At 45.2% G+C, this 16,038-nt stretch carries 19 protein-coding genes; 7 read left to right on the forward strand and 12 right to left on the reverse strand.

What is annotated here, in order from left to right; genetic code table 11:
* Window positions 1-69 precede the first annotated feature (69 nt).
* Both R7Q39_RS07205 and R7Q39_RS07210 read right to left on the reverse strand, forming a co-directional pair.
* Window positions 70-780 (reverse strand): 3-deoxy-D-manno-octulosonic acid kinase, encoded by a 711-nt coding sequence (locus R7Q39_RS07205; protein WP_170893628.1) that lies wholly within the window; start codon window positions 778-780, stop codon window positions 70-72.
* Between the two features lie 11 nt (window positions 781-791).
* Window positions 792-1,199 (reverse strand): diacylglycerol kinase, encoded by a 408-nt coding sequence (locus R7Q39_RS07210; RefSeq protein WP_005395798.1) that lies wholly within the window; start codon window positions 1,197-1,199, stop codon window positions 792-794.
* A gap of 107 nt (window positions 1,200-1,306) precedes the next feature.
* On the opposite strand from R7Q39_RS07210, the gene R7Q39_RS07215 reads away from it, so the two are divergent.
* Genes R7Q39_RS07215 through R7Q39_RS07225 form a run of 3 tightly spaced genes read left to right on the forward strand, consistent with a single transcriptional unit; the run spans window position 1,307 to window position 3,950 of the window.
* Window positions 1,307-2,362, forward strand: a complete 1,056-nt coding sequence (locus R7Q39_RS07215) for a glycosyltransferase family 9 protein (protein ID WP_170893627.1) — start codon at window positions 1,307-1,309, stop codon at window positions 2,360-2,362.
* 35 nt (window positions 2,363-2,397) lie between these two features.
* The gene (locus tag R7Q39_RS07220) at window positions 2,398-3,165 is read left to right on the forward strand and encodes a glycosyltransferase family 2 protein (RefSeq protein WP_005395793.1); all 768 of its coding nucleotides are present in this window, start codon (window positions 2,398-2,400) and stop codon (window positions 3,163-3,165) included.
* Window positions 3,162-3,950, forward strand: coding sequence for a glycosyltransferase family 2 protein (locus R7Q39_RS07225; RefSeq protein WP_005379421.1), 789 nt, complete (start codon window positions 3,162-3,164; stop codon window positions 3,948-3,950). Before R7Q39_RS07220 ends, R7Q39_RS07225 begins: the two co-directional genes overlap by 4 nt.
* A gap of 29 nt (window positions 3,951-3,979) precedes the next feature.
* Here R7Q39_RS07225 and R7Q39_RS07230 read toward each other — a convergent pair whose 3' ends face one another.
* The 8 genes from R7Q39_RS07230 to R7Q39_RS07265 all read right to left on the reverse strand — a co-directional run bounded on the left by R7Q39_RS07230 (window position 3,980) and on the right by R7Q39_RS07265 (window position 10,321).
* The gene (locus R7Q39_RS07230) at window positions 3,980-4,915 is read right to left on the reverse strand and encodes a glycosyl transferase family 90 (RefSeq protein WP_053307285.1); all 936 of its coding nucleotides are present in this window, start codon (window positions 4,913-4,915) and stop codon (window positions 3,980-3,982) included.
* A complete protein-coding gene (gene coaD, locus R7Q39_RS07235; RefSeq protein WP_005395788.1) occupies window positions 4,902-5,384 on the reverse strand; it encodes a pantetheine-phosphate adenylyltransferase in 483 nt (160 codons plus the stop codon). The genes R7Q39_RS07230 and coaD overlap by 14 nt, the downstream gene beginning before the upstream one ends.
* 86 nt (window positions 5,385-5,470) lie before the next feature.
* Window positions 5,471-6,280: a bifunctional DNA-formamidopyrimidine glycosylase/DNA-(apurinic or apyrimidinic site) lyase gene (mutM, locus tag R7Q39_RS07240; RefSeq protein WP_258657589.1), complete on the reverse strand. Its 810-nt coding sequence runs from the start codon at window positions 6,278-6,280 to the stop codon at window positions 5,471-5,473.
* A gap of 102 nt (window positions 6,281-6,382) precedes the next feature.
* Window positions 6,383-6,859, reverse strand: a complete 477-nt coding sequence (locus R7Q39_RS07245; protein ID WP_262651925.1) for a hypothetical protein — start codon at window positions 6,857-6,859, stop codon at window positions 6,383-6,385.
* A 276-nt stretch (window positions 6,860-7,135) separates the two neighbouring features.
* The gene (gene rpmG, locus R7Q39_RS07250; protein WP_004410866.1) at window positions 7,136-7,306 is read right to left on the reverse strand and encodes a 50S ribosomal protein L33; all 171 of its coding nucleotides are present in this window, start codon (window positions 7,304-7,306) and stop codon (window positions 7,136-7,138) included.
* 13 nt (window positions 7,307-7,319) lie between these two features.
* Window positions 7,320-7,556, reverse strand: coding sequence for a 50S ribosomal protein L28 (gene rpmB / locus R7Q39_RS07255; RefSeq protein ID WP_005384783.1), 237 nt, complete (start codon window positions 7,554-7,556; stop codon window positions 7,320-7,322).
* Window positions 7,557-7,858: 302 nt separating this feature from the next.
* Window positions 7,859-8,533 carry a RadC family protein gene (radC, locus tag R7Q39_RS07260; protein ID WP_085569719.1) on the reverse strand — a complete coding sequence of 225 codons (675 nt, stop codon included), beginning with the start codon at window positions 8,531-8,533 and terminating at the stop codon, window positions 7,859-7,861.
* A 114-nt stretch (window positions 8,534-8,647) separates the two neighbouring features.
* Window positions 8,648-10,321: a methyl-accepting chemotaxis protein gene (locus R7Q39_RS07265; protein ID WP_033905951.1), complete on the reverse strand. Its 1,674-nt coding sequence runs from the start codon at window positions 10,319-10,321 to the stop codon at window positions 8,648-8,650.
* Window positions 10,322-10,514: 193 nt separating this feature from the next.
* On the opposite strand from R7Q39_RS07265, the gene coaBC reads away from it, so the two are divergent.
* The 3 genes from coaBC (at window position 10,515) to R7Q39_RS07280 (ending at window position 13,433) form a co-directional block, all read left to right on the forward strand.
* Window positions 10,515-11,714 (forward strand): bifunctional phosphopantothenoylcysteine decarboxylase/phosphopantothenate--cysteine ligase CoaBC, encoded by a 1,200-nt coding sequence (gene coaBC / locus R7Q39_RS07270; RefSeq protein ID WP_213892578.1) that lies wholly within the window; start codon window positions 10,515-10,517, stop codon window positions 11,712-11,714.
* 171 nt (window positions 11,715-11,885) lie between these two features.
* A complete protein-coding gene (slmA, locus tag R7Q39_RS07275; RefSeq protein ID WP_005379386.1) occupies window positions 11,886-12,476 on the forward strand; it encodes a nucleoid occlusion factor SlmA in 591 nt (196 codons plus the stop codon).
* A 6-nt stretch (window positions 12,477-12,482) separates the two neighbouring features.
* Window positions 12,483-13,433: a Kdo(2)-lipid IV(A) acyltransferase gene (locus R7Q39_RS07280; RefSeq protein ID WP_033905948.1), complete on the forward strand. Its 951-nt coding sequence runs from the start codon at window positions 12,483-12,485 to the stop codon at window positions 13,431-13,433.
* Between the two features lie 85 nt (window positions 13,434-13,518).
* Here the strand turns inward: R7Q39_RS07280 and pyrE are convergent, their stop codons facing one another.
* Both pyrE and rph read right to left on the reverse strand, forming a co-directional pair.
* Window positions 13,519-14,160, reverse strand: a complete 642-nt coding sequence (gene pyrE / locus R7Q39_RS07285; RefSeq protein WP_026000307.1) for an orotate phosphoribosyltransferase — start codon at window positions 14,158-14,160, stop codon at window positions 13,519-13,521.
* Between the two features lie 104 nt (window positions 14,161-14,264).
* Window positions 14,265-14,981 (reverse strand): ribonuclease PH, encoded by a 717-nt coding sequence (gene rph, locus R7Q39_RS07290; RefSeq protein ID WP_017634994.1) that lies wholly within the window; start codon window positions 14,979-14,981, stop codon window positions 14,265-14,267.
* A gap of 184 nt (window positions 14,982-15,165) precedes the next feature.
* Between rph and R7Q39_RS07295 the strand changes: the two genes are divergently transcribed.
* Entirely contained in the window at window positions 15,166-16,032 is an 867-nt protein-coding gene (locus R7Q39_RS07295) for a YicC/YloC family endoribonuclease (protein WP_047103771.1), read from the forward strand.
* Window positions 16,033-16,038: the final 6 nt, after the last annotated feature.

The raw sequence follows: 16,038 nt of genomic DNA on the forward strand, positions 1-16,038 counted from the left end.
TCACTCGAGCATCGTTAGACTCAAGAAGGCTTACTTAGAGCAATTAATATAAAATGATAAAAAACTCAATTAAGATTGAGAAGTATAACCGTCCTGAAAATGTTCAAAATCGGATTCTTGCCAAATAATCTGTCGCTTTAAACGCTCTTTATTAAATGAACGCAGAAGTCTATTTAGATTTTGATGCTTCCAGTCACCAGAAGTTTCAAAACGACACTTATCAAAATCGATAATCCATACCTTATCTTTGTCGTCGATCAAGATATTGTGGATATTCAAATCGGTATGGTTAACGCCAACCTGATGCATCTTGGCAATTTCTTGCCCTATTTTCTGATACATTTCTACCGATAAAGACTGTTCTTGCAAGATACTAACCAGATCTCTGGCGTTTGGGATTCGCTCACTTAATAAATCAGCTTGATAGAAGAGTCCTGACTTTACGGCTCTTGCTGCAATAGGACGAGGAACGTGCACCCCAGCCTCAATTAGCGCCAACAAAAGCTGAAACTCTTGCGCACAACGGGTGTTATCCCAGCCAGAGAACCAATAATGATCGTTAACTAACTTCCCAAACAAACCGCCACGACGGTAATGACGTAGTGCCGCTTGCATGTTCTCTAGTTGGATAAACCATGTCGTGCCTCGCCCCGTCGCACTGCCAACCACCTTGTCTAAGGACTGCCAGTATTCCGCATCAAATATCGGTTGGCTAGGGTCTGTAATGATCTCGTCATCAAACCAGATCACTTGGTTGTTGTTTTTATACTGTTGAGTCATGCGCTCACCCTCTAGCCTAAATACCGGCTGGCTAATATATACAACCAAGTAAATGCAGCAAACGCCAAAGCAACCATAACGGCAGCAGAGCCTATATCTTTAGCTCGCCCACTGAGTTCATGCCGTTCAATACCGATACGATCCACTACCGCCTCAATCGCTGAGTTTACAAGCTCTACAATCAAGACTAATACCACGACCCCGATCATTAAGATACGCTCAACCATGCCGACATCCACTAGCCAAGCCAAAATCACAGCAATACTCAACAGAGCCAACTCTTGTCGAATGGCAGCTTCATGCTTAAAAGCCGCTTTTAATCCTTGGATCGAATAACCCGTCGCTTTAACGATGCGCTTTAGTCCGGTGTTACCCGGCTTGCCAGATTCTTGCGATTGATGTGGTGTTGTCTTTGACATTGCAGAACACTTATCAGTACTTAGCTATATTCGAGCCGTGTATTTTACATTTATTGGGGATGTCTGCATAATTTACCTGCCTCTATTCATCGAATCAGACAATAATTATGTTCACTTCTGCCCCATCGTCACTATGCGTCTTGCGTTTGTCCGCTATCGGAGACGTTTGCAATACTATCGCCACCATTCAAGCTATTCAGAAACACTGGCCTTCGACCCAGATTACTTGGATAACGGGTAAACTTGAAGCCCAGTTATTAGCCGCCATCGATGGTGTAGAAGTGATTGTTTTTGATAAAAAAGCGGGACTTGATGGCTACAAATCACTTTGGCGACAGCTGAAAGGCAGAGAGTTTGATGCGCTATTGCATATGCAGTACGCGATTCGAGCAAGTGTCGCAACGTTGGGCATTAAAGCAAAATACAAACTTGGTTTCTCTTCTGATAGAAGCCAGGACTTTCAAACACTATTTACCAATGTCAAAGTGCCTTCCCCGCAATCTCTGCATGTCGCAGATGGCTTAATGGCCTTTGCCCATCAAATTGGGGTACCAAAGGCAGAACTAGACTGGGTACTTTCTTATTCAGACCACGACCAAGCTTGGGCAGAGTCTCATATTTCTCGTAGTAAACCTAACCTGCTGATTGTGCCTGGTGCGAGCAAAGCTTATAAAAACTGGAACGCGGAAGGTTATGTGGATGTGATTCATCACGCCAGAGCAAAAGGCTGGAACGTGATTCTGGCAGGCAGCCCTGCTCAGGTAGAATTGGATCTGGCAGAAGTCATTCAATCTCGCTTGGAAGAGCCGTGTCTAAATTTAGTTGGACAAAGTTCAATTCTACAAATGCTTGCGTTAATAGATAAGGTTGAAATAGTCATCGCCCCCGATACCGGACCAGCACACATGGCGAATGCCATGAAAACGCCAATCATCGGGCTCTATGCACACCATAATCCGCTGCGAGTGGGACCTTACCGCTACCTAAAATACGTTATCTCAGTGTATGAAGAAACGATCTTTGCGGAAACAGGTAAAAACAGTCACGAGTTAAGCTGGCGAACTCGCGCTAAAGATGAAACGGCAATGAACCGCATTACCAGCACTCAAGTAATGAGCATGTTCGATCAAGTCTTAGAAGATTTGTATCCTCAATACCAGTAAACTTACTGTCTTGATTTGTTAAGAAGGAAATGACCTTGTCCAAACCAACCTTAGCCGTTGCCTTAATTGTAAAAAATGAAGAGAAGCACTTACAAGCTTGTCTAGACACAGTAAAAGATTGGGTCGATGAGATTGTCCTTCTAGACTCGGGCAGCACCGATCGCACCGAAGAAATCGCCCGACAATACACAGATAAGTTTTACACCAATCTAGATTGGCCAGGTTTCGGTAAACAACGCCAACTTGCGCAGCAATACGTTACGGCAGACTACGTTTTATGGCTTGATGCAGACGAACAAGTCACTCCAGAGCTAAAAGAAAGTATCTTACACGCGGTATCAGCCAATAAGCCGAACGTTTTATACAAACTTAATCGACTAAGCTCAGCGTTTGGTAAGTTCATCTACCATTCTGGTTGGTCTCCAGACTGGATTGTGCGCTTATATCGCACCGAATATACGCAATATAATGATTCGCTCGTTCATGAAAAAGTTGATGAGAAAAACTATCAAACTGAAAAACTGGATGGTCGACTGCATCACTACACTTACGAGCACCTTCATCATTACATCAATAAAACCACTGGCTACCTCAAGGCCTGGACGGATGAACGTGAAGGTAAAAAGAAAGCGGGTTTAACGACCGCTATCGTTCACGCTCTTGCTAGCTTTTTGAAGATGTATGTTCTCAAACGAGGCTTCCTTGATGGCAAGCATGGCTTCATTCTAGCTTGGCTAAGCATGCACTCTACTTTTGTAAAATATATCGATCTCTACTTACGTGAACAGGCAAAAAAATCATGAAAACGACTTTAATTATCACCACTTACAACTGGAAAGAAGCATTAAAAGCGGTGTTAGAAAGCGTGAAACGTCAAACCGTTTTGCCTGACGAAGTCATTGTTGCAGATGATGGCTCTCGAGAAGACACCAAAGCAATGGTTGACCAAATGCGTGAAGGTTTTCCGGTTCCACTGATTCATAGTTGGCACGAGGATAATGGCTTTCAGCTTTCAATGAGCCGCAACCGTGCGATCGCCAAAGCATCAGGTGACTACCTCATCATGATTGATGGCGACATGGTGCTGTCCCAAACGTTTATTGAATCACATAAGCAAGTCGCAAAACCAAATTGGTTTGTGCAGGGTGGACGTGTGTTAACGGATGAAAGCTGCAGCAAGGCCATCATGGAAAACGGCTTAGTGCCTTCCATTTTCAGCAAAGGCATTCGCAATCGTAAAAACTGCATCACCAACGCCTTGCTATCGAAATGGTTCTCTTACGAGCGTAATAACGATAAAGCCACTCGCGGCTGCAACATGGCGTTTTGGCGACAAGATGTCATCGAGGTGAATGGCTTCAACCAAGATTTTGTTGGATGGGGACGCGAAGACAGCGAGTTTGTTCATCGCATGTTGAATGCGGGTAAGTCACGTCTTTACCTAAAATTTGCAGGTGTAGGCTACCACTTGTACCACGTAGAAAACTCTCGCGCGTCACTCGGACAAAATGACGAGATTTTAGAAAACACAATTAAAAACAAGCTTAAACGCTGTGAGAATGGTGTTGATCAATTTCTAGAAGCTTAAGATTATAAAAAGGGGCGTTTCGCCCCTTTTTATTGTTGCTGAGATAAAGCGAAGTACTTATCGGCAACCATCAATGAGATCAAACGCTCTTTACGTTTATCTTTGAACTGCTCAACCCACTGGTGCGCATTTTCAATGATCGCTAATGCTTCTTGCTCATTCGCTAGGTAATAATCCATCTTTTCGGGCAAATCCGAATAGTCATCCTTCACTTCAACATAGTGGACGCCTGCCTCTAACTTACCTTCCATAAACCAAGTCTCATATTTTGGCTTTGACATAATAACCAAGGAGTTAGACGACATAGCCCACTTAAGGTTGGTGGCCACATCATTGCCTTCTATACAGAGCAAAAACTTATACTGCAGTTGCTCTTCAATACTCATAAAGCCCTTTTCCCATGGTTTCCCTTCTACCGGGCGGGTCTGGCCAATATTGCATTGCGGATGGTTGTAAAACGCATGAATCACCTTTTTACGATGCGGCTGAAAACCCACGCCACGCCACGCTACCATGTCCTTTTTATCTTGATAGCGAACAGGATCATCAATAAATTTAAAATGACGAACTTGATTAAGTTTCAACACCACTGAATTTTGGTTGCTACCAAAAATAGGGCGGCTTTTTATAAAGCTCGGTACATTGGGAATGTGTGTAACATCACCGTTGATGTAGTTAAACGCAAAACTGGAAGGGAAATAGCGTACAACTTGGCGAAGATCGAAAAAATACGTCCAACCTTTCGTTTTTTTGAATGTATCGACAGTCGCGTAACTTTGTTCTCGGCTATCGACTGAAAACGGCGTTTCACACTTGTTGTAATAGTTCACCCGCTCCAGGCAGAGTTGCTTCTCGGCTTCAGTTAAATTCGAAAGTAAACGCTTGGCTTGTGCTCGATATACAAAACGAGGGATAAGTATCGAGAGAGCGTTTGAGAAATAATAAGGGAATTTACTGTCTTTCATTCAGTTTTTCCCCAATCGCGATGGCTACTGGCTTGGGAACGAACTGATCGATACTTCCGCCATGAATGGCCACTTCTCTCACGATAGTCGACGATAGAAACGCAAACTCTTCTTCAGGTGTCAAAAATACACTTTCGATACCTGGTAACAGCTTTCGATACATGTTGGTCAGTCCAAACTCGTATTCAAAGTCTACCGTTGTTCGCAAACCACGAATAAGAACCTTAGCTTGCTCATCTCTCGCGAAATCCACTAATAACCCAGAGAACCCCTTTACCGTCACACCAGGTAAATGCGCTACAACGTCCTGCATCAGTGCAACACGCTCTTCCAATGAAAACATGGTGTTCTTCGATGGGCTTGCGGCTACGCCAATCACAACCTCATCAAACATTTCGTGAGTACGTTCTATTAGATTGAGGTGACCATTAGTCACTGGATCAAAAGTGCCCGGATAAATGACTTTCATATAATTTACTAAGTTATTCGAAACTGATTGAATTATTGAGGCTCTAGCGCAAGATTACAACAACTTAAGCTCGATATTAGCTCGTCTTACTTCTGACACTCACCACAAAAGAAGGTATTACGCTGCCCTATTTTTAGCTCTTGAAGTCGTTCGCCGCATTCTGGGCATGGCTCTCCGGCTTTTCCGTAAACCAATAACTCTTGTGCAAAGTAACCCGGCTTTCCATCGGCTTGCGCAAAGTCTTTCAGCGTAGTCCCACCTTGCGTAATGGCAATCTCAAGTGTCATTTTGATATTTTCAACAAGTAACCCCCACTCTTGAGAAGTTAGCTTACCTGCAGGCCTTGAAGGGTGAATTCGAGATTTAAACAACGACTCATTCGCGTAGATGTTCCCGACACCAACCACGACTTTGTTGTCCATGATGAACTGCTTGACGGCGACACGCTTATTTTTAGCTTTCTCCGCTACATATTCCGCATTGAACTCTTCAGTTAAAGGCTCAGGCCCCATGTTTGCTAGTACAGCATGTGACTCGTCAGGAGCACACCACAGCCATGCCCCAAAACGACGCGGATCGTTATAACGCAGTATTTTTCCACTGCTTAGTTTGAGATCCACATGATCGTGCTTTGCTGGCGGAAAGTCGGCATCTAGGACACGTAAAGACCCCGACATGCCCAAGTGAACAATGGCTGTACCTGTGTTTGTCTCGATCAGTAAGTATTTCGCGCGACGGCTAATCGCACGGATCACCTGCCCTTCCAATTTTTTAAGCTCTATAGGAATATCCCAGCGCAATTTAGGCGTTCGAAAAGTAAACGACTGGATCGTTTGTCCAACCATGTGGGGGCTAATTCCCATACGACTGACTTCAACTTCTGGCAACTCAGGCATTAGATTCTCCAATTCACCGGCTAATAGTTCTCGCTGCTAGCATAATCGAAAAGAAAAACGATAAATAGGGAAGCTTATTAGGGGTATAGGCGCAAAAAGGCTCTACTCTGGCATAAGGTAGTTTTCATCGACGGAGATAGCGACCCATTTGTCTTGCCAGGTTTTAAATAGCCAAAAATCAGGTAAACGAAAGAAAGTCACCCGCTGCGGCTCTTCGAGATCCTGATACCAGACTTCTACCGTTTCAGGTACCGCTAGGTTAGGTTTTAAATGGTCGTACTGTTCTGAGGTAAGCTCGGTCCCTTCCAATGATTGCCAGCGTGATACAAGTTCACTGATCGGTGCATCAACTTTGATGTTGGATTGCCACCGTCCATCATGCAGCTCGAACTCCCAGCCACTATAGTACAAAGACTCCACCGTATAGTCGGAGCGAAGTACATTTGGGTAAGGGGCTGCTTGGTCTGTTAATAGGTAAGTTTTGATCCACATCGGCGCATTTAAGATCACTATAAACGCGATAATGCCCAGAATAAGAATATTGTTCCATCGGCGGCGACGAGCCGGACTCACACGCATAACCATCTCTACTCTCTTATAGTTATGAGTAAATTACCAAAGAGTATTGAGCTTGACTAGAACAACGGTGTGCAAGTGTGTAGGGAAGTGGTAACTAAGCGGCAGAGAGCGATCAATCAAAAATTCGAGTATAGAGTCGGACCAGTAAAATGACTTCAGCAGTACTTTATAATCCGATGACGTACTGAACACTTTTCTTCAGCATTTTTATTCAGGTAATAAAAAAACCCAACTCGAAAGTTGGGTTTTTCAATTCATCAAAGAGACTGAAACCAATTATTTGATTTTTGCTTCTTTGTACATAACGTGCTGGCGAACTACTGGATCAAACTTTTTGATCTCAAATTTGCCTGGCATGTTACGCTTGTTCTTATCAGTTGTGTAGAAGTGGCCTGTACCTGCAGAAGATACTAGACGGATTTTCTCACGAACGCCTTTCTTTGCCATTGCTTATTTCCTCTTAAACGTTTTCGCCACGTGCACGCATGTCTGCAAGAACAGTATCAATACCTTTCTTGTCGATGATGCGCATACCTTTAGCAGATAGACGTAGTTTAACAAAACGTTTTTCGCTCTCTACCCAGAAACGATGAGTTTGTAGGTTCGGCAGAAAACGACGCTTAGTAGCATTTCGTGCGTGTGAACGGTTGTTACCCGTTACTGGACGCTTACCAGTTACTTGGCATACTCGTGACATGAATGTCTTCTCCAAAATCGTTTCAGCTCGATATCAACCTTGGTGGCCGAACCTCTCTATCTCTCGAAAAGAAGTTAGAGGTTAAGAACCGCTATGGAAAATCCATACAAGGCTATCAAAGGTCGCGCATTATACTAACTTGATATGCATTGCTCAAGACCCGAACAGATCCTTTTTACAGGTTTTCGTGATCTTTTTTTAGACAGCAGATTTTTTTAGCAGTCCAAGCTGAATTCAGTTAAAAATTTAGTGGCGTGGATGATAGCAGATTTTTAGCAACTAACAACCTAAAAAACGCACAGTTATATCCAGCCTCTTTCAGCAAAAGAGACACTTTCCCCATCTCCGATGACGAAATGGTCCAAAATACGAATATCCACCAATGCTAATGCGTCGGTGAGACGCCTTGTAATCCTTCTGTCAGCTTGGCTCGGCTCAGCGACGCCTGAAGGATGATTGTGCGCTAGAATCAAAGCCGCCGCGTTATGATGCAGAGCACGCTTGACGACTTCTCTCGGATACACCGACGCTGCATCCAACGTTCCTTCAAATAAAATTTCATCTTTTATCACTCGGTGCTGGTTATCGAGAAAAAGAATATAAAAAACCTCTCTTTGCCGATCCCTTAAAATAGAAGACAGATATAACTTAGTTTGGTCGGGGCTGGTTAAGGCATCACCACGCTTTAGCGTCTCCGCCAAGTAACGTTGTGTCATTTCTAGTACCGCTTGCAACTGAACATACTTGGCTTGCCCTAATCCTTTGTGACGACAAAACTCTTCTTCTGATGCTGAAAATAGTTGTCTGAGCGAACCAAAGTCTTGAATAAGGAAGTCTGCAAGCTCAATCACGTTCATTCCGCGGGTGCCTGTGCGCAAGAAGATGGCCAGCAGTTCGGCATCGGTCAAAGCTTGCGGCCCTCGTTGCAGTAGCTTCTCTCTGGGCATGGACTCATTTGGCAAAGCTTTCAGTATCATCTGATGTCCCTTTATATGGAAAGTGTCCCTATTCCACAAAACAAAAAGCGAAAGTCGAGTATGACTTTCGCTTTCTTCGTACCATCAGTGCTTTCCATGCAACTTAACAGTTCATCAGAGTTTAAAGTTGCCAACCAAGCCGTGAATTTCCGTTCCAGACTGTGATAGCTGCGTGCTGATTGACTCGGCATGCTGCAACGTCTCATTAATGTTGTTCACGATCTGTTGAATAGCCACTAAGTTTTGGTTGATGTCTTCTGCAACCGCACTTTGTTCTTCTGCGGCAGACGCGGTTTGAATACCCATATCTCGAATTGTTCCGATAGAATGATGAACACCAGAAAGAGATTGCTGAATGAGCGCGGACTCTTCCGCCGTTTTTACACCTCGTTTTTGGCTCACCGACATCGTACTGACCGCTCTTGATACACCATTTTGTAGCTGCTTGAGCATGTCGCCAATTTCATGAGTACTATTTTGTGTACGACTGGCTAACGAGCGCACTTCATCCGCAACGACGGCAAACCCTCGACCTTGCTCACCGGCTCTAGCCGCTTCAATCGCCGCATTTAGGGCCAACAAATTCGTTTGCTCGGCTATCTCGCCAATCACATCCAGCACTTTGGTTATTTTTTCGGTCTGTAAACTCAACTCAGAAATTGCATCTGACGTGCTGTCTATCTCCGTCACGAGTTCGGTAATGCCTTCTATTGCTTGCTCGACCTCATGCTGAGCGGCGGTGACTTGACTGTTGGCATCGTCAATTGCCTGCGCGGTCGCATTAGTATTGCTGGCTACTTCTTTGGCAGTCATGCTCATTTGCGTCACTGCCGTCACGACTTTGTCCGTCTCTAAACAGTGATCCTGCATTTGACCGCTCGCTTGGCTGGTCTGAGTGTTCAGGCTTTGGGAAACGGTCTGTACTGTCGTCGCAGAGCGATGAATGTCCTGCATCAGTGGATGCAGCTTATCCATAAACTCATTAAACGCCGCCGCCACTTCACCGACTTCATCCTGACTTTCGACTTTTAAACGAGCCGTTAAGTCACCGCCGCCTGCGGCAACATCTTTTAATGAAGCCGCGACATGTTGTAACGGCTGAATGCCTTTAGACACCACGATACTGGTGAGAACACTGGTAATGATCAATCCAATAGCGGAAATCAACACGGCAGATAATGTATGCTCTTTTAGCTCTTGAGTCTTTAACTCTCTGTGCATCGCAACTTGCTGGTCGATGTCATCAATATAAACGCCAGTACCTAAAACCCAGTCCCATTTCGATAGATATTCTGCATAGCCCAACTTAGGCGCTTGTGCGTCAATGGTCGGTTTGTGCCACGAGAAATAGAGGAACCCATCCCCTTTTTGAGAAGCGTCAATCAAGCCCGCAATAACTGCGACCCCATTTTCATCTTTTAAGTCGTAAAGGTTTTTACCCTCTAATGCAGGTTTGATGGCGTGCAACGTATTCACACCTTGAGAGTCGTAGGCAAAAAAGTAGCCATCGCTTTCAAAGCGCATGGCTTTCAGAATTTCTTTTGCTGCCTCTTTATTACTTCCATTTACATCCGTGTCGTATAACGGTTTTATCGCCGTCACGCCCATCATCATATAGGCTTGTAACTCTTTCTTTTTCGTTTCGATGAGCTCTTGCCTGTCTCTTGCCAGCTCCGCTTCCAAACTTTTACTGCTGTTGATGTAATACACCACTGAGATCAACGTGGTGATCAACAACAGCGGAATTAGGGTTATCAGCAGCAATTTGTTTCGACTTTTCAACACCATGGTTTCCACTACCTCTTTTTCTTTTCAGACTTGCAAACTCCGCGCAACTTGTCTGTGAGGTAGGCGAGAATTTTCCCTTCCTCGGTCAGATTAATACTCTGGAGTTTGATGTGAATTATCTTCTCGTTATATATGCTCGGGCGGTCAGACTTTGAATTGTGTTAAAATCCGGTCATCAAATTGGAGATCTCACATGCAAACACTAGCAGGAAAGAAAATTCTACTCGGCATCAGTGGCGGTATTGCCGCGTATAAATGTGCGGAGCTAACCCGTCGCCTCATAGAGAGAGGAGCGCAAGTTCAAGTTGTAATGACGAAAGCCGCAAAAGAGTTCATTACCCCTTTAACCATGCAAGCCGTTTCGGGCCGTCCTGTCTCGGACAGTTTACTAGACCCAGCAGCGGAAGCCTCTATGGGTCATATTGAATTGGCCAAATGGGCAGATTTAGTGCTATTAGCGCCAGCGACCGCGGACTTAATCGCACGCATGTCCGCAGGCATGGGGAACGATTTACTTACTACGCTCGTGCTCGCGACGGACTCCCCTGTTGCTGTTTCTCCTGCGATGAATCAACAGATGTATCGCAATATCGCAACCCAAGAGAACATCGCTACGTTAGCGCGTCGTGGTATGCACATCTGGGGCCCTGCGGCAGGAGAGCAAGCCTGTGGTGATGTAGGACCAGGTCGAATGCTGGAACCAATGCAGCTAGTACATCTATGTGAACAGTTCTTTCAACCAAAATTGCTAGAAGGTAAGTCGATACTCATTACCGCCGGACCAACTCGCGAAGCGATTGATCCAGTGCGTTACATTACTAACCATAGCTCTGGGAAAATGGGCTATGCATTGGCGAGCGCCGCAGCGCAGATGGGAGCAAAAGTCACCCTCGTGAGCGGTCCTGTCAGTTTAAATACGCCCGTAGGTGTTGAGCGCATAAATGTTTCCAGCGCACAAGAGATGCAAGAAGCCGTTATGACACATGCAAACCAGCATGATGCCTTTATTAGCTGCGCTGCCGTTGCCGACTACCGCCCACAAACGATCGCGTCTCAAAAGTTGAAAAAGACAGAAGACAACGACGAAATGGTCATTAATATGGTTAAAAATCCCGATATTGTTGCATCTGTGGCAGCAATGACGGAGAAGCGTCCGTTTACCGTCGGTTTTGCGGCTGAAACCAATGATGTAGAGACCTATGCTCGAGGCAAGTTAACAAAGAAAAACCTCGATATGATCTGTGCAAACGACGTTTCGGTTGCAGGGCAAGGATTTAACAGCAACGACAACGCGATTACCCTTTACTGGCCTGAAGGTGAACTTGCGCTCGCTTTAGAATCAAAAGAAGCATTGAGCTTTAAAATTCTCGAAAAAATGCATCAATTGATGTAACTAACGTTTGAAAACCCTGCCAATTTTTTACAAAAGCTGGCATAAATTTGGTACAAAAATGACAACTAAGGGTGTTAAATCTCCCATTCCACCCTTAGTGGTCTAGTTTGAGGCGAAATAGCGTCTTATAATCCCCTCCGCTCAACTTTGTATTTTGAAAGGAAGTAACTAATGGCCGGCAGTAAAAAATCCAACCGTCGTGAAGAGATCTTACAAGCATTGGCAGAAATGCTTGAATCAACAGATGGCGCTTCACGCATTACTACGGCAAAACTGGCCAAGCAAGTCGGCGTTTCAGAAGCCGCGCTGTATCGTCATTTCCCAAGTAAAGCGCGCATGTTCGAAGGGTTGATTGAGTTCATTGAAGAAGCCTTGATGACACGCATCAACCGTATTCTAGACGACGAAAAAGATACACTAGAGCGTATTCGTATGGTGATGCACCTTATTTTGGCGTTCTCTGAACGTAACCCAGGTCTGACACGCATTTTGTCGGGTCATGCTCTAATGTTTGAAAATGAACGTCTACGTGAACGCATCAATCAACTCTTTGAGCGTATAGAAACACAATTGCGCCAAATCCTGCGTGAACGTAAGATTCGTGAAGGGAAGTCTTTCCCTGTCGAAGAGCGCATCCTAGCCGCGCAAATTCTGGGACAAGTTGAGGGGAGCCTAAACCGCTTTGTGCGTAGCGACTTTAAATACCAGCCGACTGCAAACTTTGACGAGTACTGGGCGCTTTTGAGTGCACAAATAAAGTAAAAGACTATGAGTAAAGACAAATACACGCAGCCCGAGTTTTCTCTTTCACTTCTTCACCCTCGTAACTGGGGCGTATGGCTTGGTTTTGGTCTGTTGGCCATCCTCGTCAATATTCTTCCTTATCGGCTGCTGCTTTCATTAGGTCGTTCACTCGGTAAACTTGGCATGCGCTACGGTAAAAAGCGTGTCCACGTTGCTCAGCGTAACTTAGAATTGGCCTTTCCAGACAAAACACCTGAAGAGATTCAACATATTGTTGAAGAGAACTTCAAAAATACCGGTATGGCACTGATAGAAACCGGAATCACTTGGTTCTGGCCGACTTGGCGCTTTAAAAACCTGATCGTCGAGAAAGATCTCGGCGCACTACGTGAAAAAGCCAAAGAAGGTAAAGGCGTCCTACTTTGTTGTGTCCATGCTCTTAATCTAGAGATCACTGCGCGTGCTTTCGCCGTGTTAGGCGTGGCCGGGTACGGCGCGTTTCGTCCGCATAATAATCCTGCTTATAACTTTATCCAGTATTGGGGACGAACACATAACGGCAATAAACTGATTGATCGTAAAGATGTAAAAAAGATGATTCGTGTTTTACGCAGCGGTGAGCGTCTGTTCTATTTACCGGATCACGATTACGGTCGCAAAAAATCAGTATTTGTGCCCTTCTTTGCCGTAGACGATGCGTGTACGACAACAGGCACGAGCATTCTGGCGTATACCTCAAAATGTGCGATCATCCCAGGCTCAGGGTTTCGCAATGACGAAGGAAAATACGACATCATCGCCGATAAGTGCATTGAAGCCGACTATCCACAAAAAGACGAAGTCGCCGCTGCCGCTTATATGAACAAGTATGTGGAAGAAGTCATTCTACGCGCTCCAGAGCAATGGATGTGGCTCCATAAACGCTATAAAACCATGCAAGATGAGCATGTCGAGAAAGGCATTCGCTATAAGTAAGTGGTCACGGCGATAAATCCAAAAACAAAAAAAGGGCAGATGAATATCCATCTGCCCTTTTTACTTTTTCAGAAAAAGTAACCAATTAAATGCCGTATTCTGCGCGGTACGCTTTAACTGCTTCTAGATGCTCTTTGTCTGTGCCTTTCTCTTCAAGGAAAGTCACAAGGTCAGTCAGGCTAACGATTGAGATGATTGCACAACCAAAGTCACGCTCCACTTCTTGGATCGCAGACAACTCACCTTTGCCTTTTTCTTGGCGGTCAATCGCAACCAACACACCAGCAAGGTCTGCGCCATTTGCTTGAATTATTTCCATCGATTCACGAATCGCAGTACCTGCTGTGATTACGTCATCTACTAGCATGATACGACCTTCAAGCGCAGAGCCTACAAGGTTACCGCCTTCGCCGTGATCTTTCGCTTCTTTACGGTTGAAGCAGTAAGGCGTGTCGACGTCATGATGATCCGCCAGCGCGACTGCTGTTGTCGTCGCGATTGGGATACCTTTGTACGCCGGGCCAAACAGCACATCAAACTCAATGCCTGAATCAGCGAGCGCTGCTGCGTAAAAACGACCAAGACGCGCTAGGTCACGACCAGTATTGAAAAGACCAGCGTTAAAGAAGTACGGGCTTTTACGGCCAGATTTCAAAGTAAACTCACCAAACTTAAGAACTTCTTTCTCAAGTGCAAACTCAATAAATTCACGCTGGTATGCTTTCATTATTTTCTCTCTATGTCCTTGGTTTCTTGTGTCTCTTCTCGACAATCATTCATTTCTCTATTGTCGAGATAAAAAAATAGCCCCCATAATGGGAGCTATTTAAATCAATTGGCTAACGCCGCCTTCTGCGCTGCGACAATTTCCGTAATGCCGACTTTCGCCGACTCTAGCAGAGCCATCAGCTGCTCGTGACTGAACGGTTCACCTTCTGCGGTGCCCTGAATTTCAATCATCTTGCCTTCTTCGGTCATTACTACGTTCATGTCTGTGTCTGCCGCTGAATCTTCAACGTACTCAAGGTCACACAGAACATCATCACCTAGCAAACCAACTGAAACTGCCGCTACGTGGCCTTTCATTGGATTCGCTTTTAGCTTGCCGCTATCTACTAGGTGTTGGAATGCATCGGCCATTGCAACACTTGCGCCGCTGATGGATGCAGTACGCGTACCACCGTCAGCTTGGATAACGTCACAGTCAACGGTGATCATGAACTCACCCATGGCTTTTAGATCGACAACTGCACGTAGGCTTCGCGCTATAAGACGCTGAATTTCCATCGTACGGCCGCCTTGTTTGCCACTTGCCGCTTCACGACGAGTACGCGAATGTGTTGCTCGAGGTAGCATGCCGTATTCAGCTGTAACCCAGCCTTTACCTTGACCTTTTAGCCAACGTGGCACAGATTCTTCGACGGTCGCATTACACAACACTTTGGTGTTACCGAACTCAACTAGCACTGACCCTTCAGCGTAAGCTGTGTAGTTACGAGTAATTTTGATAGGGCGAACTTGATCCGCCTTGCGATCGTTTGGACGCATGGGCATCTACCTTAAATATGAGGAGAAGACGATTTGGTTGGGCGAAGATTATAACGGAATCGATTCCGGATTCATAGGTTACGCATCTGGCACAACATAAACAATCCATACATCCCGCGCACCTATCGACGCAGCGTGATACACTCTTGAAGTAATTTTCAAAAAATGAAGACAGGAAAATTCGATGATTTACAGTATGACAGCGTATGCACGCAAAGAAGTAAAAGGCGATTGGGGTTCTGCGGTATGGGAAATCCGCAGCGTGAACCAGCGTTATTTAGAAACATACTTCCGCATGCCAGAGCAATTTCGCGGGTTAGAGCCCGTTTTACGTGAGCGTTTTCGTAAGCGCTTAGCGCGAGGCAAAGTAGAATGTAATCTACGTTTTGAAGCAAACCCTGCCGCAAAAGGTGAGCTTAGCATCAATGAAGCGCTTGCTAGCCAGGTAATTAAAGCCGCTGAACAAGTCATGCACATGACTGGTGAACTGAGCCGAATCAATCCATTTCAAGTCATGCAATGGCCGGGGGTAATGGAAACGCCAGAGCAAGACATGGATGCGGTAAATAAAGTGCTACTAGAAGCGTTTGATGGTGCAATGGATGAATTTATTGAAGCGCGCGCTCGTGAAGGCGAGAACATGAAGGCGCTGATTGAACAGCGTTTGAACGCCATTTCTGCAGAAGTCGTAAAAGTGCGTGCGCGCATGCCAGAAATTTTAGAATGGCAACGTGAGCGTCTGTTCTCTAAATTTGAAGATGCGAAAGTAGAGCTAGACCCATCTCGCGTTGAGCAAGAGCTTATCCTTCTGGCACAGAAATCAGACGTAGCAGAAGAGCTAGACCGTCTTGATTCTCACGTAAAAGAAACCACAAACATTCTGAAAAAAGGTGGCGCAGTCGGTCGTCGTCTGGACTTCATGATGCAAGAGTTCAACCGTGAATCGAACACGCTAGCGTCAAAATCCATCAGCACCGACATCACCGCATCGGGCGTTGAACTGAAAGTTCTAATTGAACAGATGCGTGAGCAGATCCAAAACATTGAATGATCTAAA

Source organism: Vibrio sp. 947, from assembly GCF_033339115.1.
Classification (GTDB): Bacteria; Pseudomonadota; Gammaproteobacteria; order Enterobacterales; family Vibrionaceae; genus Vibrio; species Vibrio alginolyticus.

Coding starts and splice junctions, on each gene's coding strand:
- radC (WP_085569719.1), bottom strand. CDS start 8,533: ATGATACTGAAAGCTTTGCCAAATGAGTCCATGCCCAGAGAGAAGCTA.
- R7Q39_RS07245 (WP_262651925.1), bottom strand. CDS start 6,859: ATGCGTGTGAGTCCGGCTCGTCGCCGCCGATGGAACAATATTCTTATT.
- rpmG (WP_004410866.1), bottom strand. CDS start 7,306: ATGGCAAAGAAAGGCGTTCGTGAGAAAATCCGTCTAGTATCTTCTGCA.
- R7Q39_RS07215 (WP_170893627.1), top strand. CDS start 1,307: ATGTTCACTTCTGCCCCATCGTCACTATGCGTCTTGCGTTTGTCCGCT.
- coaBC (WP_213892578.1), top strand. CDS start 10,515: ATGCAAACACTAGCAGGAAAGAAAATTCTACTCGGCATCAGTGGCGGT.
- R7Q39_RS07210 (WP_005395798.1), bottom strand. CDS start 1,199: ATGTCAAAGACAACACCACATCAATCGCAAGAATCTGGCAAGCCGGGT.
- R7Q39_RS07295 (WP_047103771.1), top strand. CDS start 15,166: ATGATTTACAGTATGACAGCGTATGCACGCAAAGAAGTAAAAGGCGAT.
- rph (WP_017634994.1), bottom strand. CDS start 14,981: ATGCGTCCAAACGATCGCAAGGCGGATCAAGTTCGCCCTATCAAAATT.
- slmA (WP_005379386.1), top strand. CDS start 11,886: ATGGCCGGCAGTAAAAAATCCAACCGTCGTGAAGAGATCTTACAAGCA.
- R7Q39_RS07265 (WP_033905951.1), bottom strand. CDS start 10,321: ATGGTGTTGAAAAGTCGAAACAAATTGCTGCTGATAACCCTAATTCCG.
- coaD (WP_005395788.1), bottom strand. CDS start 5,384: ATGAAAGTCATTTATCCGGGCACTTTTGATCCAGTGACTAATGGTCAC.
- R7Q39_RS07230 (WP_053307285.1), bottom strand. CDS start 4,915: ATGAAAGACAGTAAATTCCCTTATTATTTCTCAAACGCTCTCTCGATA.
- mutM (WP_258657589.1), bottom strand. CDS start 6,280: ATGCCTGAGTTGCCAGAAGTTGAAGTCAGTCGTATGGGAATTAGCCCC.
- R7Q39_RS07280 (WP_033905948.1), top strand. CDS start 12,483: ATGAGTAAAGACAAATACACGCAGCCCGAGTTTTCTCTTTCACTTCTT.
- R7Q39_RS07205 (WP_170893628.1), bottom strand. CDS start 780: ATGACTCAACAGTATAAAAACAACAACCAAGTGATCTGGTTTGATGAC.
- rpmB (WP_005384783.1), bottom strand. CDS start 7,556: ATGTCACGAGTATGCCAAGTAACTGGTAAGCGTCCAGTAACGGGTAAC.
- R7Q39_RS07225 (WP_005379421.1), top strand. CDS start 3,162: ATGAAAACGACTTTAATTATCACCACTTACAACTGGAAAGAAGCATTA.
- pyrE (WP_026000307.1), bottom strand. CDS start 14,160: ATGAAAGCATACCAGCGTGAATTTATTGAGTTTGCACTTGAGAAAGAA.